This window comes from Burkholderia sp. 4NA327C6 (assembly GCF_005502655.1).
Taxonomy (GTDB): Bacteria; Pseudomonadota; Gammaproteobacteria; order Burkholderiales; family Burkholderiaceae; genus Burkholderia; species Burkholderia contaminans.
The window spans coordinates 117,511-140,921 of sequence record NZ_SCNZ01000003.1; the positions used below are offsets into that span (position 1 = coordinate 117,511).

At 66.9% G+C, this 23,411-nt stretch carries 17 protein-coding genes and 2 tRNA genes; 9 read left to right on the forward strand and 10 right to left on the reverse strand.

From position 1 onward, the window contains the following. Positions 1–52: 52 nt before the first annotated feature. The 3 genes from FFS49_RS04080 (at position 53) to pgi (ending at position 4,688) form a co-directional block, all read left to right on the forward strand. Complete coding sequence (locus tag FFS49_RS04080; protein ID WP_071334627.1) at positions 53–1,354, forward strand: FAD-dependent oxidoreductase; 1,302 nt, start codon at positions 53–55, stop codon at positions 1,352–1,354. Between the two features lie 52 nt (positions 1,355–1,406). After that, positions 1,407–2,954, forward strand: coding sequence for an NAD(P)H-hydrate dehydratase (locus FFS49_RS04085; protein ID WP_105818569.1), 1,548 nt, complete (start codon positions 1,407–1,409; stop codon positions 2,952–2,954). Between the two features lie 111 nt (positions 2,955–3,065). Next, on the forward strand, positions 3,066–4,688 hold the full coding sequence (pgi, locus tag FFS49_RS04090) for a glucose-6-phosphate isomerase (protein ID WP_105818570.1): 1,623 nt from the start codon (positions 3,066–3,068) through the stop codon (positions 4,686–4,688). 68 nt (positions 4,689–4,756) lie between these two features. Here the strand turns inward: pgi and FFS49_RS04095 are convergent, their stop codons facing one another. Then, positions 4,757–5,470 carry an ABC transporter ATP-binding protein gene (locus FFS49_RS04095; protein ID WP_039367152.1) on the reverse strand — a complete coding sequence of 238 codons (714 nt, stop codon included), beginning with the start codon at positions 5,468–5,470 and terminating at the stop codon, positions 4,757–4,759. Here FFS49_RS04095 and FFS49_RS04100 point away from each other — a divergent pair. Continuing rightward, on the forward strand, positions 5,469–6,143 hold the full coding sequence (locus FFS49_RS04100; protein ID WP_039367155.1) for an arylesterase: 675 nt from the start codon (positions 5,469–5,471) through the stop codon (positions 6,141–6,143). The genes FFS49_RS04095 and FFS49_RS04100 overlap by 2 nt on opposite strands. Before the next feature lie 70 nt (positions 6,144–6,213). Here FFS49_RS04100 and FFS49_RS04105 read toward each other — a convergent pair whose 3' ends face one another. The 7 genes from FFS49_RS04105 to tig all read right to left on the reverse strand — a co-directional run bounded on the left by FFS49_RS04105 (position 6,214) and on the right by tig (position 15,237). Next, the gene (locus FFS49_RS04105) at positions 6,214–8,148 is read right to left on the reverse strand and encodes a SurA N-terminal domain-containing protein (RefSeq protein WP_105818571.1); all 1,935 of its coding nucleotides are present in this window, start codon (positions 8,146–8,148) and stop codon (positions 6,214–6,216) included. A 511-nt stretch (positions 8,149–8,659) separates the two neighbouring features. After that, a tRNA-Asp gene (locus FFS49_RS04115) sits at positions 8,660–8,736 on the reverse strand. A 23-nt stretch (positions 8,737–8,759) separates the two neighbouring features. After that, positions 8,760–8,835, reverse strand: a tRNA-Val gene (locus FFS49_RS04120). A gap of 204 nt (positions 8,836–9,039) precedes the next feature. Next, positions 9,040–11,463, reverse strand: a complete 2,424-nt coding sequence (gene lon / locus FFS49_RS04125) for an endopeptidase La (protein WP_039367161.1) — start codon at positions 11,461–11,463, stop codon at positions 9,040–9,042. A gap of 197 nt (positions 11,464–11,660) precedes the next feature. Continuing rightward, positions 11,661–12,932: an ATP-dependent Clp protease ATP-binding subunit ClpX gene (clpX, locus tag FFS49_RS04130; RefSeq protein ID WP_006489345.1), complete on the reverse strand. Its 1,272-nt coding sequence runs from the start codon at positions 12,930–12,932 to the stop codon at positions 11,661–11,663. Between the two features lie 164 nt (positions 12,933–13,096). Next, the gene (clpP, locus tag FFS49_RS04135) at positions 13,097–13,750 is read right to left on the reverse strand and encodes an ATP-dependent Clp endopeptidase proteolytic subunit ClpP (protein WP_010092137.1); all 654 of its coding nucleotides are present in this window, start codon (positions 13,748–13,750) and stop codon (positions 13,097–13,099) included. A 140-nt stretch (positions 13,751–13,890) separates the two neighbouring features. Beyond that, positions 13,891–15,237, reverse strand: coding sequence for a trigger factor (gene tig, locus FFS49_RS04140; protein ID WP_039367170.1), 1,347 nt, complete (start codon positions 15,235–15,237; stop codon positions 13,891–13,893). Positions 15,238–15,625: 388 nt separating this feature from the next. Here tig and FFS49_RS04145 point away from each other — a divergent pair, with 388 nt between their 5' ends. Both FFS49_RS04145 and FFS49_RS04150 read left to right on the forward strand, forming a co-directional pair. Next, positions 15,626–16,771 carry a glycerate kinase gene (locus FFS49_RS04145; protein ID WP_039367173.1) on the forward strand — a complete coding sequence of 382 codons (1,146 nt, stop codon included), beginning with the start codon at positions 15,626–15,628 and terminating at the stop codon, positions 16,769–16,771. 62 nt (positions 16,772–16,833) lie between these two features. Further along, positions 16,834–17,283, forward strand: coding sequence for a MarR family transcriptional regulator (locus tag FFS49_RS04150; RefSeq protein WP_039367176.1), 450 nt, complete (start codon positions 16,834–16,836; stop codon positions 17,281–17,283). A 171-nt stretch (positions 17,284–17,454) separates the two neighbouring features. Here the strand turns inward: FFS49_RS04150 and FFS49_RS04155 are convergent, their stop codons facing one another. Then, a complete protein-coding gene (locus tag FFS49_RS04155; RefSeq protein ID WP_039367179.1) occupies positions 17,455–18,453 on the reverse strand; it encodes a 2-dehydropantoate 2-reductase in 999 nt (332 codons plus the stop codon). Between the two features lie 97 nt (positions 18,454–18,550). Beyond that, positions 18,551–19,696 carry a helix-turn-helix transcriptional regulator gene (locus FFS49_RS04160; protein ID WP_071334634.1) on the reverse strand — a complete coding sequence of 382 codons (1,146 nt, stop codon included), beginning with the start codon at positions 19,694–19,696 and terminating at the stop codon, positions 18,551–18,553. Positions 19,697–19,998: 302 nt separating this feature from the next. On the opposite strand from FFS49_RS04160, the gene FFS49_RS04170 reads away from it, so the two are divergent. The 3 genes from FFS49_RS04170 to FFS49_RS04180 are packed head-to-tail and all read left to right on the forward strand — an operon-like array spanning position 19,999 to position 23,392. Further along, the gene (locus FFS49_RS04170; protein WP_105818573.1) at positions 19,999–21,045 is read left to right on the forward strand and encodes a porin; all 1,047 of its coding nucleotides are present in this window, start codon (positions 19,999–20,001) and stop codon (positions 21,043–21,045) included. 21 nt (positions 21,046–21,066) lie between these two features. Continuing rightward, positions 21,067–22,266, forward strand: a complete 1,200-nt coding sequence (locus tag FFS49_RS04175; RefSeq protein ID WP_105818574.1) for an MFS transporter — start codon at positions 21,067–21,069, stop codon at positions 22,264–22,266. Positions 22,267–22,282: 16 nt separating this feature from the next. Further along, positions 22,283–23,392 (forward strand): class II histone deacetylase, encoded by a 1,110-nt coding sequence (locus FFS49_RS04180; protein WP_105818575.1) that lies wholly within the window; start codon positions 22,283–22,285, stop codon positions 23,390–23,392. Positions 23,393–23,411: the final 19 nt, after the last annotated feature.

A 23,411-nucleotide genomic window follows, 5' to 3' on the forward strand; every position in this document is an offset into this window, starting at 1 on the left:
AGCGAATTCTCACCGGGCGGCGCACGCGCGCCGCCCGTCATCGAAGCAATCCATGGATGTCATCGTCATAGGCGGCGGAATCAGCGGCGTCGCCACCGCCTACCAGTTGCGCGCGGCCGGCCATCGCGTGTGCGTGGTCGAACGTCACGCCACCGTCGCACAGGGTGCGACCTACGGCGACGGCGGCGCGCTGCTGCCGAGCCCGCTCGACGTCTGGTTCGGCCCGACCTTCATGCGCCAGCGCCAGCCGCGCGACAGCGGCATCGTCTACAAGCCGGGCTTCAACGGCGGCGTGCGCCGCTTCGTCAAGCAACTCGGCACGTTGCGCGAACCCGACGCGTTCGCCGCCCAGTACGCGCGGCTGCGCCCGCTGATCGATGCGTCGCGCGACACGCTCGCCGACATCGAGACGCGCCTCGAACTCGAATTCGAACAGAAGCCCGGCATCCTGCACGTGGTGCGCGATCCGCGCGACTGGGAGGCGATGCAGCCCGCACTCGATCTGCTGCGCACGCTCGACCAGCCGTACCGCCTGCTCTCCGCCGACGAATGCGCCGCGCTCGAGCCGTCGGTGCCGGCCGAACCCGGCTTCGCCGGCGGCGTGCTGCTCGAGACCGAGCGCACCGGCAATTGCCCGCTGTTCGCGAAACTGGTCAAGCAGACGCTCGACGAGCATGGCGTGCAGTTCCGCTTCGGCGCGGAAGTCGCCGCGATCCGCGCCGACACCGGCCGTGCCGCGGTCGAACTCGTCCCGCCCGGCGACCGGCGCGCGTCGAACGCACGCGAGGTCGACGTGATTTCCGCCGATGCGATCGTGGTCGCCGCCGGCGCCGGCAGCCTGCCACTGCTCGACCGGCTCGGCTGGCGCCTGCCGCTGCACCCGGTGCGCGTCCATACGCTCACCGCGCCGGTCGCCTATGAAGAACACGCGCCGCACCTGAACGTCATCGATTCGATCAAGCGGATCTCGATCACGCGCACCCACCAGCGGCTGCGCGTCGGCGGCGGCGCCGTGCTGCAGAGCCTGCCCGACACCGCGAAGCCGCTCGCGGAGCCGCTGTCCGAGGCCGCGCTCGCCTTGCTCGGCCAGGCCGTCCACGACTGGGTACCCGGCGCCGCGCGGATCTCCGCTGCGTTGTCGTGGCAAGGCACTCAGTTGCTGTCACCGGACGGCCTGCCGGTCGTCGGTCCGACCCCGCATCCGCGCGTGTTCGTCAATTTCGGACACGGCCCGGCCGGCTGGGGGCTCGCATGCGGGTCTGCTAAAGTGGTGACCGACTATCTGGGCGGCGACGTGCAGCACTGGCCCGCCGACACGCTCGCCGCGCTGCGCGCCGGGCGCTTCACGACCTGACCGCCGCGGGCCCGTCCCCGGCGGCCTCCTAGCCAGCCGCCACGACCCCGCGATGACCGTTAATACCCGCCCGCTTCCCGATTCCGATCCGATCGCGCTGCTGCGCGTCGCCGACCTGCGCACAACCGAAACCGACGCCGCGGCCGTGCTGCCGCCGCATACGCTGATGGGTCGCGCCGGCGCCGCCGCCGCGCACTGGCTGTCCGAGCGCATGGCCGGCGACGACCGCCCCGTGTGGTTCGCGGTCGGCCCGGGCAACAACGGCGGCGACGCGCTGGTTGCAGCCGCCCACCTCCAGCAGCTTGGCGTCGCCACGCAAGCGTGGATGCCGGTGCCGGTGAAACCGGACGACGCGCAATGGGCGCTTGGCCTCGCGCGCGCAGCCGGCGTACCGCTGTCCGCCGCACCGCCTGCTTCGCTGGACGGCTTTGCATGGGTCGTCGACGGGCTGTTCGGCATCGGTCTCGGCCGCGCGCTCGACGGCGCATTCGCCGAGCAGGCCCGGCGCATCGCCGCGCATGCGCGCAGCGGCGGCCAGGTGCTCGCACTCGATGTACCGAGCGGGCTCGACAGCGATACGGGCCGGATCGTCGGCGCGGGTGTCGCTGTCGCCGCCACCCATACGCTCACCTTCATCGCCGCGAAGCCGGGCCTCTACACCGGCGAGGGTCGTGATCTCGCCGGCGAGATCGACGTCGCATCGCTCGACGTCTCGCCGCCGGCCGCGCCGGCCATCGTGCTGAACGCGCCCGAGCGGTTCGCCGCCGCCCTGCCCCCGCGCGCATTCGCGTCCCACAAGGGCACGTTCGGCAGTCTCGCGGTACTCGGCGGCGACACGGGCATGGGCGGTGCGCCGATCCTGGCCGCCCGCGCCGCGCTGTTCGCCGGTGCCGGCAAGGTGCACGTCGGCTTCCTCGGCGCCGGCGCGCCGCCGTACGACCCGCCGTTTCCCGAACTGATGCTGCATCCGGCTGACGGCCTCGATCTCGGCGCGATGACCGCCATCGCGGCCGGCTGCGGGCTGGGTACGCGCCAGGCCGCGGCGACGCTCGTGCGCGACGTGCTCGCACACGATGCCGCAACGCTGCTCGATGCCGATGCGCTGAACCTCGTCGCCACACATGCCGATCTCGCGGCCGCCGTCGCTACGCGCGGTACGCGCGGCAATCCGTGCGTGCTGACGCCGCACCCGCTCGAAGCCGCCCGGTTGCTCGGCAGCGACACGGCGACGATCCAGCACGACCGTGTCGCCGCCGCGCAGGCGCTCGCGGCGCGTTATGTAGCGAACGTCGTGCTGAAAGGCTCGGGCACGGTGATTGCGGCGCCGGACGGCCGCGTGACGATCAATCCGACCGGCAATGCGGCGCTCGCCACGGGCGGCACCGGCGACGTGCTCGGCGGACTGATCGGCGCGTTGCTCGCGCAGCGCGTCGCGCCATACGAAGCGGCGCTCGCGGGCGTCTACCTGCACGGCCTCGCGGCCGACACGCTGACCGCGCACGGCACCGGCCCGGCCGGACTCACGGCCGGCGAACTCGCGCCGATGGTGCGCACGCTGATCAATCGCCTTTTTTACGCGTCGCCGCGCGCCGACACATAAGGCCGCTATACTGACTGCCCCGCCGCACGGCGGGCCCTCTCGTCCGCCGGCCTTCCGATCCCGATGAGCCGGCGCGGCATTCCTCCCGATTCACGCTTCACTCGAACCGCCATGACGCTGAATTCGCTCCCCGCCTGGACTGCCCTTCAATCCCACTTCGAGCAAATCCGCCATGCTCGCCTGCGCGACTGGTTCGCGCCGGAAAACGACCACGCGCCGACGCGTGCCGAACGCTTCACGCTCGCGGGCGGCGGCCTCGCGGCCGATTTCTCGAAGAACCGCATCAATGACGAGACGCTGCGCCTGCTCGTGCAGCTCGCGCGCGACGCGGGCGTCGAAGCACGCCGCGACGCGATGTTCGCGGGCGAGATCGTCAACCCGACAGAAGGCCGTGCCGCGCTGCACACCGCGCTGCGCGCGACCGATCCGCAAGCGCCGTTCCACGCGCAGATCAGCGCCGAGCGCGCGAAGATGGCGACCTTCGCGCGCGCCGTGCGCAGCGGCACGTGGACGGGCTACACCGGCAAGCGCATCCGCCATGTGATCAACATCGGCATCGGCGGCTCCGATCTCGGGCCGAAGATGGTCGTGCATGCGCTGCATCACGTCGCGACGCCTGACATCACCACGCACTTCGTATCGAACGTCGACGGCGCCGATCTCGCGCGCGTGCTCGAACAGGTCGACCCGGAAGAAACGCTCGCGATCATCGTGTCGAAGACCTTCACGACGCTCGAGACGATGACGAACGCGCGCTCGCTGCGCGACTGGTTCATCGCACGCGGCTGTCCCGAGGAAGCGCTCGCGAAGCACTTCGTCGGCGTGTCGGCGAACCCGGCCGAAGTCGTGAAGTTCGGCATCGCCGCGGACAACGTGTTCGAAATGTGGGACTGGGTCGGCGGCCGCTATTCGCTGTGGTCGGCAGTCGGCCTGTCGATCATGATCGCGATCGGCCCGGAGCAGTTCGACGAGCTCCTGGCCGGCGCGAATGACATGGACCGTCATTTCCGCGAAGCGCCGCTCGAGCGGAACCTGCCCGTGCTGCTCGGCCTGATCGGTATCTGGTACCGGAATTTCTTCGGTTCGCAGAGCTATCTCGTCGCACCGTATTCGGAAGCGCTGCACTACCTGCCGTCATACCTGCAGCAGCTCGAAATGGAGAGCAACGGCAAATCCGCGCGCCTGGACGGCACCTTCGTCGACTACCCGACCTCCGCGGTCACGTGGGGCGAGCCGGGAACCAACGGCCAGCACGCGTTCTTCCAGATGCTGCACCAGGGCCCGACGATCGTGCCGATCGACTTCATCGCGGTGCTGACACCCGAGCATCCGCTCGCGAGCCATCATCCGAAGCTGCTGGCGAACTGCTTTGCGCAGAGCGAGGCGCTGATGCTCGGCCGCACGCTCGACGAAGCGCGCAAGGTCGCGGGGCCGGGCAAGGAGGCGCTCGCGCCGCATCTGACGTTCCCCGGCAACCGCCCGACGACGACGCTGCTCGTCGATGCGCTGACGCCGCGCACGCTTGGCGCGCTGATCGCGCTGTACGAACACAAGGTGCTCGTGCAGGCAACGGTGTGGGACATCAATCCGTTCGACCAGTGGGGCGTCGAGCTCGGCAAGATTCTCGGGAAGGTGGTGGAAGCCGACCTGACGGCCGAGTCGGTCGATCCGGCGAAGCACGACTCGTCGACCACCGCGCTGATCGAGCGCGCCCGTGCGGCGCTGAAGCGCTGATGCGCTGAGGTATCGGCGTCATGCAGAGGCCGGCCGCGCAGCCCTGCTTGCGCGGCCGGCCGCTCGATTCAGGTGCCGCGCCGCTCCGTGTGCGGCTCGACGATGCGTCCGGCGTCGATCGTCACGGTCGTCGCACAGCGGCGTGCAAGTTCGACATCGTGCGTGACAAGCACGAGCGTGGCGCCATGTGTGCGGTTCAGTTCGAACATCAGGTCGATGACCGCATGGCCCGTGGCTGCATCGAGGCTACCGGTCGGCTCGTCGGCAAACAGGATCGCCGGGCGCGTGACGAATGCGCGCGCAAGCGCGACACGCTGCTGCTCGCCCCCGGACAACAGCTTCGGATAATGCGCGGTACGCTCGCCGAGACCGACCTGTACGAGCAGCGCCCGGGCACGATCGGCTGCTTCACGCGCGCTGATGCCACCCTGCAGCTCGAGCGGCAGCATCACGTTCTCGAGCGCCGTGAGGTGCGGCATCAACTGGAACGACTGGAACACGAAGCCGACTGCGCCGTTGCGCAGTGCCGCGCGCGCATCCTCGTCAAGCTGGTCGAGCGCACGACCGAGCAGGCGAACCGTGCCGCTCGTCGCGCTGTCCAACCCGGCAAGCAGGCCGAGCAGCGTCGATTTACCCGACCCCGACGCGCCGACGATCGCGAGGCTGCTGCCCGGCTGCACGGCGAGCGTGATGCCGTCGAGGATCGTCAGCTCGCCCGTTGCATCGGCGACCCGCTTGCATACGTCATGGACTTCGATGATCGGATCGGTAATCTTGAACATGGACACGACATTTCGCTGGAAAAGACGCGCGGCATTCGCCGCGCTGCTGGGCACCCTGCTCGCGGCTACCGTGCCGGCACGCGCCGCAACGACGCCGGCAGCGACATCGGGCCAGCCCGTGATCGTCGTGCTCGGCGACAGCCTGTCGGCCGAATACGGGCTGCCGCGTGACACCGGCTGGGTAGCATTGCTGCGGCAACGGCTCACGACCGAGCGAATCGATTATAGCGTCGCGAACGCCAGCGTCAGCGGCGACACCACGAGCGGCGGCCGTGCGCGGCTGCCCGCGGTGCTGCAGCGGCTCAAGCCGGCGATCGTCGTCGTCGAGCTCGGGTCGAACGATGCGCTGCGCGGCGTGCCGCTCGCAACGACAGAACAGAACCTGCGCGACATCATCGCCGGTGCGCGACAGGCGCGGGCGAAAGTCGTGCTGGTCGGCATGTATGTGCCGCCCAATTACGGCCCCGACTACACGCAGAAGTTCCACGCCGTCTATACGCGACTGTCGAAGGATCTCGGCGTGCCGCTCGTGCCGTTCCTGCTGGCCGGCATCGAGAACAAGCCGGAGTTGTTCCAGGCCGACCAGATGCACCCTGCACAGCAGGCGCAAGGCATTCTGCTCGACAACGTCTGGCCGGCGCTGAAACCGCTGCTCGGCAAGCCGCGCGGCTGACGCTGCCGCCCCGCCGGAAAACAAAAAGCCCCGCATCAAGCGGGGCTTTTTGTTGCGTGCGAAACGACGCTCAGTTGTCGCCGTCCTGCGACTGGCTGGCCGTCGAGCCGTACAGCTTCACCTTAGAGCGATCACGCAGCGCGGCGAGATACGCTTCGCCTTCGCTCTGCGCATCGACCTGCGCCATCTGCTGCTGCGCGGCGGCCAGTTGCTGCGGATCGACCGCCGAGCCCGGGATCACCGCGTTCACGCGGTAGATCGCGTAGCCGTCCGCGCCGAGGTCGACACCGACATATGCCGGCAGCGTCTTCGCGTCGACCTTGTACACGGCGCTCAGTGCAGCCGGCGTCAGGCCCTGCGACTGCGTGCGCGAGACCTTCTGCGCAGCCGCGAACCCGTCGACCGACTTCGACTTCTGCAGTTCGGCGAGCTTCGTCGCGCCGTCCTTCTTCGCGAGTTCCGCAGCCTGCTCGGCAACGACCTTCTGGCGCACGACATCCTTGATCGCGCCGAGTGCGGGTACGGCGGCCGGCTTGTAGTCGGTTACGCGCGCCGAGATCAGCGTGTTGTTGCCGACGTCGATCGCCTGCGTGTTGTTCTGGTTCTTCACCGCGTCATTCGCGAATACGGCGGCCAGGAACTTCGGATTGTTCAACGGGCTCGTCGGCGGCAACTGCGGATTCGGCGTCGGCGTGACGGTGGCCGTCTGGATCGTCAGCTTGTACTTGTCCGCGGCCGGCTGCAGCGTCTTCGCCTTCTCGTAGACGGTGGACGTGAAGCCTTCCGCGTTGTCCGTGAATGCCTTCGATGCGTACTGCTGCTTGAGCTCGACCGCGATCTGGTCCTTCACGTCGGCGAACGGCTTGACCGCCGCCGGCTTCACTTCCGTTGCCTTCAGGATGTGGAAGCCCAGATCCGACTGCACGATACCGCTCACGTCGCCCTGCTTGAGCGCGAACGCGGCATCGTCGAACGCCTTGCCGCCCGCCGTCGAGCCGCGCGTGATGAAGCCGAGGTCACCGCCCTTCGCCGCCGACGGCGCATCCTGCGAGCTCTTCTGCGCGATCTGCGCGAACTGGTCCGGATGCGCCTTCACGTCGACCAGCAGCTGCTCGGCCTTCGTCTTCGCTGCAGCCTTGTCGGCCGCGCTTGCGCTGCCCGGCGCGGCGATGAAGATGTGGCTCACGCGCACCTGTGCTTCGGTGCGGAAGTGCGTCGGATTGTCGTCGTAGAACTTCTTGATGTCCGCATCGGTCGGCTGCGCGCTCGCGGCGGCGGCGGCCGGCGAATAGACGAGGTACTGGATCGTCGCGGTCTCCGGCGTCGCGAAGCTCTGCTTGTGCGCGTCATAGTACGCGGCGAGCTGCGCATCGGTCGGCTGGACCTTCGCGGCGAAGTCGCTCGTCTTCAGCACGAGCGCCTGCACTTCGCGCTGCTGCGCGGCGAGTTCGGACAGGCGTTGGGCGAGGCTCTTCGGTGTGAATGCGCTCGATACGATGCTGGCCGGAATCTGTTGCAGCGAGAGGCTGTAGCGCACGCGCTCCTGATACTGCTCGGGCGTCATCCCCTGGAACGACAGCAGTTGCGCATAGCGCTCGACGTCGATCGAACCGTCGGGCTTCTTCAGCGACGCGATCATCGGGTCGCTCATCAGCGCGTCGCGCACGGCGTTGTCGGATGCGGTCAGATGCAGACGTTGGGTCTCGTCGGCCAGCACGCGTTGCTGGATCAGGCCGTCGAGCACCTGCTTGCGGTGCTCGGGCGTATCGAACATCTTGATGTCGAACTGCCCGCCGAGCGCCTGACGCGCCTGGTCGATCTGCTGGCGGAACGCGCCGTCGAATTCGACCCGCGTGATCTTGTGCCCGTTGACTGCCGCGACGTTCGCGCTATCGTCGAAGAAACCGCGGAAGCCTTGGATCCCGACGAAACCCAGCCCCGGCAACACGATCAGGAGCAGGAGCGCCATCATCAGGCGCTGGTGATTACGGAAGAAATCGAGCATGCGTGACGGGAAAATTGGACAAAACGACCGATATTACAACATACGGGGTGGGACGGGAGAAAAGCAGACGCACTGCGGGCAAGTACGGCGGAGCAAACAGGCGCATAAAACGAAAATGTCCGCACAAGGCGGGCACTTTCGTTTGTTTGGCGGAGCGGGACGGGACTCGCCTGCATCCTGCGGGCCGCGGATGCGCGTGCACGCGCATCCCTTCGAGTCCCGCCGGAAGCCGCGCAAGCTTCCTTCACTCCGCAGTCACGCGCCCGCCAGCGGGCGCAACCGAAAACGCAAATGAAAAAGCCCGCACGAGGCGGGCTTTTTCATTTTCTGGCGGAGCGGACGGGACTCGCCTACATCCTGCAGGCCGCGGATGCGCGTGCACGCGCATCCCTTCGAGTCCCGCCGGAAGCTGCGCAGGCAGCTTCCTCCACTCCGCAGTCACGCGCCCGCAAGCGGGCGCAACCGGAAACGCAAATGAAAAAGCCCGCACGAGGCGGGCTTTTTCATTTTCTGGCGGAGCGGACGGGACTCGAACCCGCGACCCCCGGCGTGACAGGCCGGTATTCTAACCGACTGAACTACCGCTCCTTGGTCTGGCTGAATCAGGAAACTGGTGGGTGCTGAGGGGTTCGAACCCCCGACCTACGCCTTGTAAGGGCGCCGCTCTACCAGCTGAGCTAAGCACCCGTTTCCGATTCGTTCTGGCTGCGATCTGCGTTTCGGCATCAACAACCAGCGAGCCCGCAAGTTTAATTCATCCGCGATCATTTTGCAAAGCCCCGGCGCGAATTTTTTAAACGTTCGCGCGCACGATTCGGCGACGCATAAAAAAACCCGCGGCCATGCCGCGGGTTTCGTGAACAACCGTCAGGAACGACGGTGTCCGGATGCTCAGTGCTTGACGAATTCCGTCGAGCCGGCGTCCTTCGCCGCATCGGCGACCGGTGCCGCCGCCTTCGCCTCTTCTTCCGGCGGCAGCGGGGTCGGCGAACGCTCGAGCGCGAGTTCCAGCACCTTGTCGATCCAGCGGACCGGCACGATCTCGATCGCGTTCTTCACGTTGTCCGGAATCTCGGCGAGATCCTTCACGTTCTCTTCGGGGATCAGCACGAGCTTGATGCCACCGCGATGCGCGGCGAGCAGCTTCTCCTTCAGACCACCGATCGGCAGGACTTCCCCACGCAGCGTGATTTCGCCCGTCATCGCGACATCGGCACGCACGGGGATACCCGTCAGCACCGACACCAGCGCGGTCGTCATCGCACCGCCCGCGGACGGACCGTCCTTCGGCGTCGCGCCTTCCGGCACGTGAATGTGGATGTCCTGCTTCTCGAACGCTTCGTCCTTGATGCCGAGACGCCGCGAGCGCGAGCGCACGACCGAACGTGCCGCCTCGACCGACTCCTTCATCACGTCGCCGAGCGAACCCGTACGGATCACGTTGCCCTTGCCCGGCATCACCGCGGCTTCGATCGTCAGCAGATCGCCACCGACTTCCGTCCACGCGAGGCCCGTCACCTGACCGACCTGGTTTTCCTTCGCCGCGAGGCCGAAGTCGTACTTGCGTACGCCGAGGAACGTATCGAGGTTTTCGCCGTCGACCTTGATCGCGCCCGATGCCTTCTTCAGCAGCAGCATCTTCACGACCTTGCGGCAGATCTTCGACACTTCCCGCTCGAGCGAACGCACACCGGCTTCGCGCGTGTAGTAGCGGATGATGTCGCGGATCGCCTGCTCGGTGACCTCGATCTCGCCTTCCTTCAGCCCGTTGTTCTTCTTCTGCTTCGGCAGCAGGTAACGCTGGGCGATGCTGACCTTCTCGTCTTCCGTGTAACCCGACAGGCGGATCACTTCCATCCGGTCGAGCAGCGGCGGCGGGATGTTCAGCGAGTTCGACGTCGCGACGAACATCACGTCCGACAGGTCGAAGTCGACTTCGATGTAGTGGTCGGCGAACGTGTGGTTCTGTTCCGGATCGAGCACTTCGAGCAGCGCCGACGACGGATCGCCGCGGAAATCCATGCCCATCTTGTCGACTTCGTCGAGCAGGAAGAGCGGATTGCGCACGCCGACCTTCGTGAGGCTCTGCAGGATCTTGCCCGGCATCGAACCGATGTACGTACGACGGTGGCCACGGATCTCGGCTTCGTCACGCACGCCGCCGAGCGCCATCCGGACGAACTTGCGGTTCGTCGCGCGGGCGATCGACTGGCCGAGCGAGGTCTTGCCGACGCCCGGGGGCCCGACGAGGCACAGGATCGGCGCCTTCACCTTGTCGACGCGCTGTTGCACCGCGAGATACTCGAGGATGCGTTCCTTCACCTTCTCGAGGCCGAAGTGATCCTCGTCGAGCACCTGCTCGGCGTTCGACAGGTCGTTGTTGACCTTGCTCTTCTTGCGCCACGGCAGGCCGATCAGCGTGTCGATGTAGTTGCGCACGACGGTCGCTTCCGCCGACATCGGCGACATCAGCTTCAGCTTCTTCAGCTCGGCGTCAGCCTTCTTCTTGGCTTCCTTCGGCATGCGCGCGGCGTTGATGCGCTTCTCGAGTTCCTCGAGATCCGCACCTTCCTCGCCTTCGCCCAGTTCCTTCTGGATCGCCTTGACCTGTTCGTTCAGGTAGTACTCGCGCTGGCTCTTTTCCATCTGGCGCTTCACGCGCCCGCGGATGCGCTTTTCGACCTGCAGGATGTCGATCTCGGCTTCGAGCTGCGCGAGCAGGTGCTCGAGGCGCTCGATGACCGGGAACATCTCGAGGATGTGCTGCTTCTGGTCGAGCTTCAGCGGCAGGCGCTCGGCGATCATGTCGGCGAGGCGGCCCGCTTCGTCGATACCCGACAGCGATGTGAGGATCTCCGGCGGGATCTTCTTGTTCAGCTTCACGTACTGGTCGAACTGCGACACGATCGCGCGGCGCAGCGCTTCCGTTTCAGCGCTGTCGGCGTGATCGGGCTCGAGCGGCATCACGTCGCAGGAGAATTGCGTTTCCTGCTCTTCGATCGACAACGCCTTCGCGCGCTGCAGGCCCTCGACGAGCACCTTCACGGTGCCGTCCGGCAGCTTCAGCATCTGCAGGATGTTGGCGATACAACCGACCTCGTACATGTCCTTTTCAGTCGGTTCGTCCTTGGCCGCGGTCTTCTGGGCGACGAGCATGATGTGCTTGCCGCCTTCCATCGCTGCTTCGAGGGCCTTGATCGATTTCGGCCGGCCCACGAAGAGCGGAATCACCATGTGCGGGAAAACGACGACATCCCGCAGCGGCAGCAGCGGGAGCGTGATGCGTTCCGGCGGGAGAAGTTGGGTGCCTGACATTTCATTTCCCCATGAGTGGAATCAATTGTTCGGTAATTGAGGCCGCCACAACGAATTGCAAGCCTTCAAGTGCGGGAAATATTCGGTAAGAAAGTAACCACCGCGTGTCGAGTCAGAGTTACCCACAAGATAAACGAAAAAAAGCCGCCCACGGTCTCATGAACGGCCTTTTTCGCAGAACATCGTCGGCAAGCCGGTCAGTTCGAACCCGCCACCTTCGGCGTGTCCTCGTAGATCAGCAAAGGCTTGCCGTCGCCATCGATGACGTTCTCGTCGATGATGACCTTGCTGACCCCTTTCATCGTGGGCAGTTCGTACATCACGTCGAGCAACGCCTGTTCGATGATCGAACGCAAACCGCGCGCGCCGGTCTTGCGGCGGATCGCCTTGCGGGCGACTGCCTGCAGTGCGCCCGGCCGGATTTCCAGCTCGACGCGCTCCATCGCGAACAGCTTGTGATATTGCTTGACGAGCGCGTTCTTCGGCTCGACCAGGATCTTCATCAGCGCGGCTTCATCGAGCTTGCCGAGCGTCGCGACCACCGGCAGGCGGCCGATCAATTCGGGGATCAGACCGAATTTGATCAGGTCTTCCGGCTCCGTTTCGCGCAGCACTTCGCCCGCGTCGCGTTCCTGCTTGCTCTTGACCGTCGCGCCGAAGCCGATGCCGGTTTTCTCGGTACGGTCGGTGATCACCTTTTCGAGGCCGTCGAATGCACCGCCGCAGATGAACAGGATGTTGGTCGTATCGACCTGGATGAAATCCTGGTTCGGGTGCTTGCGGCCACCCTGCGGCGGCACCGACGCCATCGTGCCCTCGACGAGCTTCAGCAGCGCCTGCTGGACGCCCTCGCCCGACACGTCGCGCGTGATCGACGGGTTGTCCGACTTGCGGCTGATCTTGTCGATTTCGTCGATGTAGACGATCCCGCGCTGGGCCTTGTCGACTTCGTAGTTGCAGTTCTGCAACAGCTTCTGGATGATGTTCTCGACGTCCTCGCCGACGTAGCCGGCTTCGGTCAGCGTCGTCGCATCGGCAATCACGAACGGCACGTTGAGCAACCGCGCGAGCGTCTGCGCGAGCAGCGTCTTGCCGGAGCCCGTCGGGCCGATCAGCAGGATGTTGCTCTTCGACAGTTCGACGTCGTCCTTCTTGTCGAGATGCTTCAGGCGCTTGTAGTGGTTGTACACGGCCACCGCGAGGATCTTCTTCGCACGCTCCTGGCCGATCACGTACTGATCGAGGATGTCGCGGATTTCCTGCGGGCTCGGGAGATCCGACCGGGACAGGCTGGCCTCGACGCCGGCGGCAGCCGCCTCGTCGCGAATGATTTCGTTGCAGAGGTCGATGCATTCATCGCAGATGAACACCGACGGACCCGCGATGAGTTTTTTCACCTCATGCTGGCTCTTTCCGCAAAACGAGCAATACAACAGCTTCTCGCTGTTCGAACCTTTTTTGTCCGCCATGAATGTAGAGCCTCCGGACAGGTAGATGACATGATACGCCGAATGCCCCGACTGCCGCGCCTAGGGCGCGACCGGAGCCGGCTGGATGCGCTTGCCGCAGATGCTCAGGGCGTACGGGACGTTGCAGGGGCGCCGCCCGAATCGGGGCGGCACCCTACTTAAGCTCACGGACGCTTCAGCAGCACCTGATCGATCAGCCCGTATGCCTTCGCGTCCTCGCTCGACATGAAGTTATCACGGTCGGTGTCGCGCGCGATGCGTTCGACGTCCTGGCCCGTGTGCTGCGCGAGCAACTGGTTCAGCCGCTCCTTCAGGTAGAGGATTTCGCGTGCCTGGATCTCGATGTCGGATGCCTGGCCGCGTGCGCCGCCGAGCGGCTGGTGAATCATCACGCGCGAGTTCGGCAGCGCGAAACGCTTGCCCTTCGCACCCGACGCGAGCAGGAACGCGCCCATGCTGGCCGCGAGGCCCATGCACAGCGTCGACACGTCCGGCTTGATGAACTGCATCGTGTCGTAGATCGCCATGCCGGCCGACACCGACCCGCCCGGGCTGTTGATGTACAGGCTGATGTCCTTGTCGGGATTCTCGCTCTCGAGGAACAGCAGCTGCGCAACCACGAGGTTGGCGGTCTGGTCGTTCACTTCGCCGACCATGAACACCAGGCGCTCCTTCAGGAGACGCGAGTAGATATCGTACGAACGCTCGCCGCGGCCGCTCGTTTCGACGACGATCGGCACCAGCCCCAGCGCTTGCGCCTCGAAACCCTGCGGCGCGTTCGAAGCAAGCATGTCCAGCAATTCAGCGCGAGTGATCATTCAATGAACCTTGTTCGAATGGAAAATTGAACGGAAGGAAGCCGCCCGCTCAATCGCCATATTAATGGCAACCGTGCGCTTGACGTAAAAACGGCGTGCGGGCCGTCGCTCCGACAGCCGGCACGCCGCTAGAGCAACACTTACGCTTGCGCCGATGCGCTCGCGAGTGCTTCGAAGCTCACTTCCTTGTCCGTCACCTTCGCCTTGCCCAGCACGAAATCGACGACGTTGCTTTCAACGACGAACGCTTCCATCTCGGCGAGGCGCTGCTGGTTCGAATAATACCAGCGGACCACTTCCTTCGGGTCTTCGTAGCTCTTTGCGAACTCGTCGACTTCCGCGCGGATCTGTTCCGGCTTCGCTTCGAGGCCGTTCGCCTTCACGAGCTCGGCCAGCACGAGGCCCAGCTTCACGCGGCGTTCTGCCTGCTCGGTGAACATCTCGGCCGGGATCGGTGCGTCCTTCGCGTTCGGCACGCCACGCTGCGCCAGATCCTGGCGAGCCATTTCGACGAGGCGTTGCTGATCCTGCTCGATCAGCGCCTTCGGCACGTCGAGTTCGGAGATCTTCAGCAGCGCGTCCATCACCTGGTTCTTGACGATCGACTGCGTGCGACGCTTCGCTTCGCGCTCGAGGTTTTCCTTGATCTCGGCACGCATCTTCGTGAGGTCGCCGTCTTCGATGCCGAGCGACTTCGCGAATTCAGCGTCGATTTCCGGCAGGTGCGGCCATTCGATCTTCTTCATCGTGACCGTGAACTGCGCCGTCTTGCCCGCGACGTCCTTGCCGTGGTAGTCCTCCGGGAACGCCAGATCGAACGTGCGCGATTCGCCGACCTTCAGGCCCAGCGCCGCGGTTTCGAATTCCGGCAGCATGCGGCCTTCGCCGAGCACGAACGGGAAGTCTTCAGCCGTGCCGCCCTGGAACGCGACGTCGTCGATCTTGCCGACGAAGTCGACCGTCACGCGGTCGCCGTTCTTCGCTGCGGTGTCCGCGCCGCCGTCGCCGTGCTCGCCGGCTTCGCCACGTGCGTGGAAGTGCACGCGCTGCTTGCGCAGGATGTCCAGCGTGCGGTCGATTTCGGCGTCGCCGATCGACGTCGTCGAGCGCTCGACTTCAGCCGTCGCCAGATCGCCGATCTTGACTTCCGGGTAGACCTCGAACGTCGCGTCGAACGCGTATGCACCTTCAGCCTGCTCCTGCTTCGGCTCGAAGCTCGGCTGGCCAGCGACGCGCAGGTTTTCCGCGCGGCTGATCGTGAAGAATTCCTGGCCGATCTTGTCGCTCAGCACTTCCGCTTCGACCTGACCCGCGTACTGTTGCGCGACCATCTTCACCGGCACCTTGCCCGGGCGGAAACCCGGCATGCGCACGGTCTTCGCGAGTTTCTGGATACGGGCGTCGATTTCCTTCTGCACGGTGTCTTTCGGCAGGGAAATCGTCACGCGGCGTTCAAGCTTGCCGAGGTTCTCAACAACGTTAGCCATGGCTTCAATCGTCCTAAAATTATTCGAGCGAATCGGGTTTTCCTTGCCGTGCCTGCCTGCGGCGTGATGTGTGTCACATCCACTCGCCGCGCCGGAGCGCCACGCCATCCCTGCACGCGCCGGATGGCTAGCGCAAGCGGCTCGGAGCACGGCTTTGGCCGGAAGAATCGACTATTCTAGCAAACAATTTTCATCACACCGCCAGATCGGCGCGACACACATGCGTCCGCGCCGCGTCAACAGCCCTTTGCACGGCAATGCATGCGGATCGCCGCTATGCCGAACGCCGTATCCTCCCCGGCCCCGCCATCCTGTAAGCTCCGATTGAGGGGTAGCCGCCGTCGCAGCCCCGATATTCTTCACACCAATCACGCCTTTCGGAGACACCATGCCGCAACACCCGTCCGCGCCTGTCGTCGTCATCGCGCCCGATTCGTTCAAAGGCTCACTTTCCGCCGAGCAGGTCGCGGACGCGATCGCCACCGGCATCCGCCGCGCGAGGCCCGACGCGGTCGTGCGCTGCTGCCCGATGGCCGACGGCGGCGAAGGCACGCTCGACGCGATGCTGGCAGGCGGCGGCACGCGGCGTGCGTTGCGGGTGGCCGGCGCGTCGCTCGCGGCGCGCGATGCGGCGGTCGGCGTGATCGACGCGCGCACCGCGATCGTCGAGACGGCCGAGATCGTCGGCATTACGGATCCGGTCGGCATGAGCGTGCCGGTCGACGCGCGCAGTACGCGCGGGATGGGCGAGGCGATCCGTACGCTGCTCGACGAAGGCGTGCGCCGCTTCTTCGTCGCGCTCGGCGGCAGCAGCACCAACGATGCGGGCGCCGGGCTGCTCGCGGGCCTCGGCCTGCAGTGCTTCGACGCGGCCGGCCAGCCGGTCGAACCCGTTCCGTCGCGGCTCGCCGAGATCGCGCGCATCGACGCGTCGGGGCTCGACCCGCGGCTGAAGGAAACGGAATTCATCGGCATGTCCGACGTCGACAACCCGCTGACGGGCGCGCACGGCGCGACCGCCGTGTTCGGCCCGCAGAAGGGCGTGACGCCCGGGCAGATTGCGACCCTCGACGCCGCCCTCGCCCGCTTCGCCGACCTGCTCGAAGCTGCGCTCGACCGTCGCAGCCGCGACCTGCCGGGCGCCGGCGCCGCCGGCGGCCTCGGTTTCGCGCTGCACATGCTCGGCGCGCAGTTCGAAGCGGGCGCCGAAGTGGTCGCGCGGCAGGTCGGCCTCGACGCGGCGCTTGCCGGCGCCGACTGGCTGATCACCGGCGAAGGCCGCTCCGATGTGCAGACGCTGCACGGCAAGGCACCGTTCATCGCGTGCCGCCACGCGCAGGCCGCCGGCGTGCCCGCATCGCTGCTGTCGGGCGCGGTCGACCCGGCCGCGCTGCCGCGTCTGTCCGAACATTTTTCCGGCTGCTTCTCGCCGGCTCCCGGGCCGATCACGCTCGACGTCGCGATCCGCGACGCGGCCAATCTGCTCGCGAACGAAGCGGAGCAATTGACACGCCTGAAGTACGGCGCACACTGACCGTTGACCCGAGCGCGCGATACAGGAACAATCGGGCCCGCCCTTTTTCTTCAGGATTCGACATGAAAGGCCGTCAAGCCGGGCTCGATCAGTTTCTGACCTATCGCCTCCACGCGCTCACGAAGCGATCCGACCGCGGGATCGGCGAGGTGTACCGGCACAAGCTCGACATCTCGCTGCCCGAGGCGCGCGTGATCGCCGCCGTCGGCGCCTTCGGCCCGTTCTCGATCATGGATCTCGCGCGCCACACCAATCTCGACAAGAGCCAGGCGAGCCGGGCAGCCGAGGCGCTGCTGCGCCAGGGGCTGCTCGAGCGGAGCGCGAGCGAGGAGGATGGCCGGATCGTGCTGATCGCGCTGACCGCCGACGGCCGCGCGCTGCATCGCAAGATCATGCCGATCGTGCGCAAGTGGAACGACGGCTTGCTCGCGTGCTTGTCCGACAGCGAACGCCAGACGTTCGAACGACTGCTCGACAAGGTCGTCGCGCACGCGACCGAGCGGGACGACTGAGCCCCGCTACGGGCACGGCGCCCGCAGCATTAATCAGATGAATTCGACGGGCCGCCCCGGTCGCCTGAACAGCGACGCGGGCGGCCCGCTTTGCGTGATGTCGCGCTACGCGTTGCAAGCGAAGCGCAACGCGTAGCGTCGCCGGCGTCGCGCATGCAGCGGCCCCGAGCGCTACAGGCCGCTGTTCGCCGCGCGCTGGCGCAACAACCCGAGCACCGCGTCGCAATACGGGGTCGGCACGCCGAGCTTGCGACCGAGTTCAGGGAACACGCCGAGGATCGGCCCGATCTCGAGGGCACGCCCCGCTTCGAAATCCTGCAGCATCGACGTCTTGAACGCGCCGAGCTTGCGCGTGACCGCGATCCGCTCGGGCCCGCTCATCCCCGTCGACAGGCCCAGCTTCGCGCCGATCGCGGCCGCCTCCTCCATCATCCGCAATGCGAGATCCTGCGTGAACGGATCGTCGAGCAACTGCTCGGCCGTCGACCCCGTCAGCGCGCTCAGCGGATTCATGTTCATGTTGCCCCATAGCTTCGTCCAGATCTCGGTCCGGATCGCGGGCGTCGACTCGACGTCGAAACCGCCCGCCGCAAGCGCCGCGGCGAATCGCGCCGTGGCAACGTCAAGCCGCGGATCGGGCGCACCGACGATCAACCGGTTGCCGCGCCCGCGGCGTACGACGCCCGGCGCGTCGGTACTCGACGACAGGTGCACGACGCAACCGATCGCCTGTGCGGGCGGCAACGCCGCCGACACCGCGCCGGCCGGATCGACCGCATCGAGCGGCACGCCGTCGAGCGCGCCTCGGAGCCCGTGCGTGAACCACCACGGCAGCCCGTTCATTGCAGCGACGATCACGGTGTCCGGCCCGACCAGCGGCGCGATGCCCGCGGCCAGCGCCGGCAACGCCTGCGCCTTCAGCGCGATCACCACGTAGTCCTGCACGCCGAGCGCTGCCGCATCGTCACTCGCTCGCACCGGCACCGACGATGTCTCGCCGGCCTCGTCGATCACTCGCACGCCGTGCGCATTCAGCGCGTCGAGCGTCGCGCCGCGCGCATACGCGCTCACGGTCATGCCGGCCCGCGACAGCGCGGTCGCGAGCAACCCGCCGATCGCGCCGACCCCGACCACCGCCGCGCGCACCGCCCCTGAATTCGTGTCGTTCATGATGGAATTCCGTCTCCTGGAAGCTGACGAGCATAACGTTCAATGGTTGCAGGCACAACCATTCACGCGATCGCATGCAACGCGCGCATCGTGCAATTCAGCGCGGCTCGCCACCGGATTCCACCGGCTCGTCGTCGGCCGCACCGCCCGTCGCGCCGAGCACGCCGGCGATCTGGCTCTTGTCGTGCATGCCGAGCTTGCGGTACGCGCAGCGCAGGTAGTGGCGCACGGTCGTAGGCGAAATCGCCATCTGTTGCGCGACTTCCTTGTGCGAGCGCCCTGCGCCGTAATAGCGGATCGCCGCGAGCTCGCGCGGGCTCAGGCGGTCGAGCAGCGAGCGCGGCCGCGCCTCGATCTGGAACAGCCCCGCAACCGGCACGCACTGGATTCGCAGCGCATCGCCGACGAACGGCTGGCCCGGCTGTCGCCGCAAGTGCGCGACGAGCGGCTCCGGCACGCGGGCGCCGGCCCATGCCGGCCACTCGGTACGCAGCACGTCGTCGAAACCGTGATCGGCATGGTGAAGCACGCCGAAGTTGTCGCACAGCGCACGCGCCGCCGGCGCGACCGTATCACCGCGTTCGCGCGTGAGTTGCGCGGCGCGATTGATCGTCAGCGCCGCCGCGAGATGCGGAATCACTTCCTCGAAGCGGCGCGCATCGTCGTCGCTGAACGGGCGATTCAGGCCCTGGCGGTAGATCGACATGAACGTCGTCAGGCCAAACCGGCGATCGAGCGTGCACACGCACATCAGTTGCGCGAGCCCGTACTTCACGCACCAGTCGCGAAACCGGGCATCGAGACCCGGTTCGACGACCGACAACCGCACCGCGTGGCCGTGCGCGCCGCGCAGCGTGCGGTGCGCGAGCGGGTCGCAATCGCGCACGCGCTTCCAGTCGCTGAAGAACGCATGCGGCAACCGGTACAGGAAGCTGTTGTGCATCACCGGGCCCGTCGGCACGTGGGTCGCGACGCCCGTCCATGCGGCGTCGAACGGAACGAGCGCCTGCAGCAGCGAAAAGAAGCGGTATTCGAATTCGCCAATGCCGGACCGGGCGGCAACCGCGTACAGGTCGAGCAGCATCAGCCCGAGTTCGCGCTGCGATGCGTCACCGCGCGTGACGCCGTCGAAATCGGCGCGCCGAGACGGCAGCGGCGGCCAGGCGAAATCGTCGAGCACGATGGCGGCCGGCACGTCGCGCAGCGCATCGAGATCCTGCCCGATTTCCATCGTGATCCTCACCTTCCGCTCCCCTGCCCGATCGGGCTGCTGATGTGCGCGACGACACCGGCCGATTATAGCGAGCGGCTTTTTTGACGGGCCACGGTGCCGGAACGGGCGCCAGCCCCATCCATTTGAACGGTGCACGGCAGGTTGCTGCTCCGCAGCACGCCGCGGCACGGCAGCGCGCCGTGTGCATGTCGTGCACCACGGGTTTTCCACACCGTTCATCTGTACGACTGTTCGAAGGTTTTCCCGCTGCGGACACTGCGTCGCGACAACACCAACGACAAACCGATGCAGGAAGGTATGGAGAACCCCACGTGACGCAACCCCGCTTCATCCGCACGGCCGCGGCCGTCGCGACATTTGCCGCGTGCGGCGCTGCCGCGCACGCGCAGTCGAGTCTCACGCTGTACGGCGCGCTCGACGCCGGCGTGCAATACCTGACGCATGCCGATGGACGCCACTCGGCCGTGCAGCTGCAGAACTACGGCATCCTGCCTTCGCAGATGGGGCTGAAGGGCCACGAGGATCTCGGCGGCGGCTGGCGTGCGCTGTTCAAGCTCGAACAGGGCCTCAACCTCAACGACGGCACCGCGACCGTGCCCGGCTATGCATTCTTCCGCGGCGCGTACGTCGGCATCGCGGGGCCCGTCGGCACCGTCACGCTCGGCCGACAGTTCAGCGTGCTGTTCGACAAGACGCTGTTCTACGACCCGCTCTGGTACGCGTCGTACAGTGGCCAGGGCGTCATCCTGCCGATGAACGCGAACTTCATCGACCACTCGGTCAAGTACCAGTCGCCGACGTTCGCCGGCTTCGACGTGGAGGCGCTTGCCGCGACGTCCGGCGTCGCCGGCAATACGCGCGCCGGACGCGTGCTCGAACTCGCCGGCCAGTACACGAGCAACGGCCTGTCGGTCAGCGCGGTGCTGCATCAGGCGCACGGCGATGTTTCCGCGGCCGACGACACGTCGTCGCGCCGCCGCGAACTCGGCACGCTCGCCGCGCGCTATGCGTTCGCCACACTGCCGCTCACCGTCCATGCGGGCGTCGAACGCCTGACCGGCGACCTCGACGCGGCGCGCACGATCGTCTGGGGTGGTGCGCGCTACCAGATGTCGAGCGAGATCGGCCTGAACGCGGGTGTCTATCACACCGACTCGCGCACGCCGGCGATCGGCCACCCGACGCTGTTCATCGCGAGCACCACGTACGCGCTGTCGAAACGCACCGTCGCATACGTGAACCTCGGCTACGCGCGCAACAGCGGCCAGAGTTCGCAAACCGTCTACGAATACGACCCGACGCCGCTCGCGGGTGCATCGCAGTTCGGCGCGATGGTCGGCATGTACCACCTGTTCTGATTTCCCCAACGAGATTCCGCCATGAAAACCCTGTCCCCGGATGCCACACTCCCGCCCGCCGGCCGCGCATCGACCTTCGCGCGCTCGACGCTCGTCGCGCTCGTCGTGTTCGCGGCCATCACGCCGCTGCTGCTGCTCGTGGCGCCTGCCGTCGCGGGCCAGCTCGCGACGCAGCTCGGGTTGTCCGCGTCGCAGATCGGCACTTACTTCTTCGTCGAACTCGGCGCGTTCAGCCTGGCGACCGTGCCGTCGTACCTGTGGCTCGGCCGGGTCGACGCGCGCCGCGTCGCCGCATTCGCCATCGCGCTGTTCGGCGCGGGCAACCTGCTGACCGCGCTGTGGATGCCGGGCTTCGTCGCGCTGCTTGCGCTGCGCGCCGTTACCGCGCTCGGCGGCGGCTCGCTGATGGTGCTCTGCATGACGAGCGCCGCGACGAGCGAGAACAGCGACCGCGTGTACGGCCTGTGGGTCGTCGGACAGTTGATCGCGGGCGCGATCGGCCTGTTCGTGCTGCCGCACGTGTTCGCGGCGTTCGGATTGCGCGCGTTGTATGTCGCGCTCGCCGCACTCGCGCTGCTCGCGGCGCCACTGTCGCGCGGCTTTCCGTCCTCACTGGGCGAGCGAGCAACACCCGCGCGCAATGCTGCGGCGCAGACACCGCAAAGCTTAGTCGTGCTCGCGATCGGCGCGGTGCTGACGTTCTATCTCGCGATCGGCAGCGTGTGGACGTTCGCAAGCCGCGCCGCGACCGAAGCCGGACTCGATCCGCAGTCGACCGGCAACGTACTCGCGATCGCGAGCGTGATGGGCATCGCCGGCGCGGCGCTCGCGTCCTGCGCGGGCGGCCGGCTTGCCCGGCGCGCGATGCTCGCGGCCGGTTACGCGCTGCTGGCGGCCTCGCTCGTCGCGCTCGCCGTGATGCGGCATGCCGGCGGCTACAGCGCGGCGATCTTCGCATTCAAGTTCGCGTGGACGTTCGTACTGCCGTTCATCCTCGCGACCGTCGCGCAGATCGACACGTCGGGGCGCCTCGTGGCCACGCTCAATTTCGTGATCGGCGCGGGCCTCGCGGCCGGCCCGCTGCTCGCCGGGCTGATGCTCGACGCCGGCGGCACGATGCGCGTGCTGTTCTCGGCCGCGACGGCCGTCGCGATCGTGTCGTTCGCCGCGCTGCGCCACATCGACCGCCGGACGCGCCCTTCCATTTCCACCCAACCGTGACAGGTCACGCACATCCATGAATCGCACTGCCTTCTTCACCGACGAACGCACTTTCTGGCATACCGGCGGCACGCACGCGCTGTTCTTCCCGGTCGGCGGCTGGGTCCAGCCGCCGTCGAGCGCGGGCTACGCGGAATCGCCCGATTCGAAGCGGCGCTTCCTGTCGCTCGTGCAGGCCTCGGGCCTGGCCGCGCAGCTCGACCTGCGCGGTGCCGAGCCGGCCACGACCGCCGACCTGCTGCGCATTCACCCCGCGCACTATCTCGACGCGTTCCGCGCACTCAGCGATGCGAATGGCGGCGACCTCGGCGACCTCGCACCGTTCGGCAAGGGCAGCTACGAGATCGCCGCGCTGTCCGCCGGACTCGCGATCGCGGCCGTCGACACGGTCCTCGGCGAACGTGCGGCAAACGCATTCTCGCTGTCGCGACCACCCGGCCATCATTGCCTGCGCGATCGCCCGATGGGCTTCTGCCTGCTGGCGAACATCCCGATCGCGATCGAGGCCGCCCGCGCGAAACACGGCATCGAGCGCGTCGCGGTGATCGACTGGGACGTGCATCATGGCAACGGCACGCAGTCGATCTACTACGACGATCCGGACACGCTGACGATCTCGCTGCATCAGGACCGCTGCTTCCCGCCCGGCTACAGCGGCGCCGACGACCGCGGCGAAGGCGCAGGTGTCGGTGCGAACCTGAACGTGCCGCTGCTCGCGGGCAGCGGCGACGATGCGTATCGCTACGCGTTCGAGCGAATCGTGCTGCCGGCGCTGGAGCGATTCCGGCCCGAGCTCGTCGTGATCGCGAGCGGCCTCGACGCGAGCGCGGTCGATCCGCTCGCGCGCATGCAGCTGCATACCGACAGCTATCGGTTCATGACACGGGCGGTGAAGGAGGCCGCGCAACGCCATTGCGGCGGGCGGCTCGTGATCGTGCACGAAGGCGGCTATTCGGAGGCGTACGCGCCGTTCTGCGGGCTCGCGATCGTCGAGGCGCTGGCGGGTGTTCGCACCGACGTCGCCGATCCGATGCTCGACCTCGCGATCGCGCAGCAGCCGGGCGAGCGGTTCGTCGCGTTCCAACGCGAATTGCTCGACGAACTGGCTACGTCGTTCGGGTTGTAAAGCGCGCCGGCGGACGCGA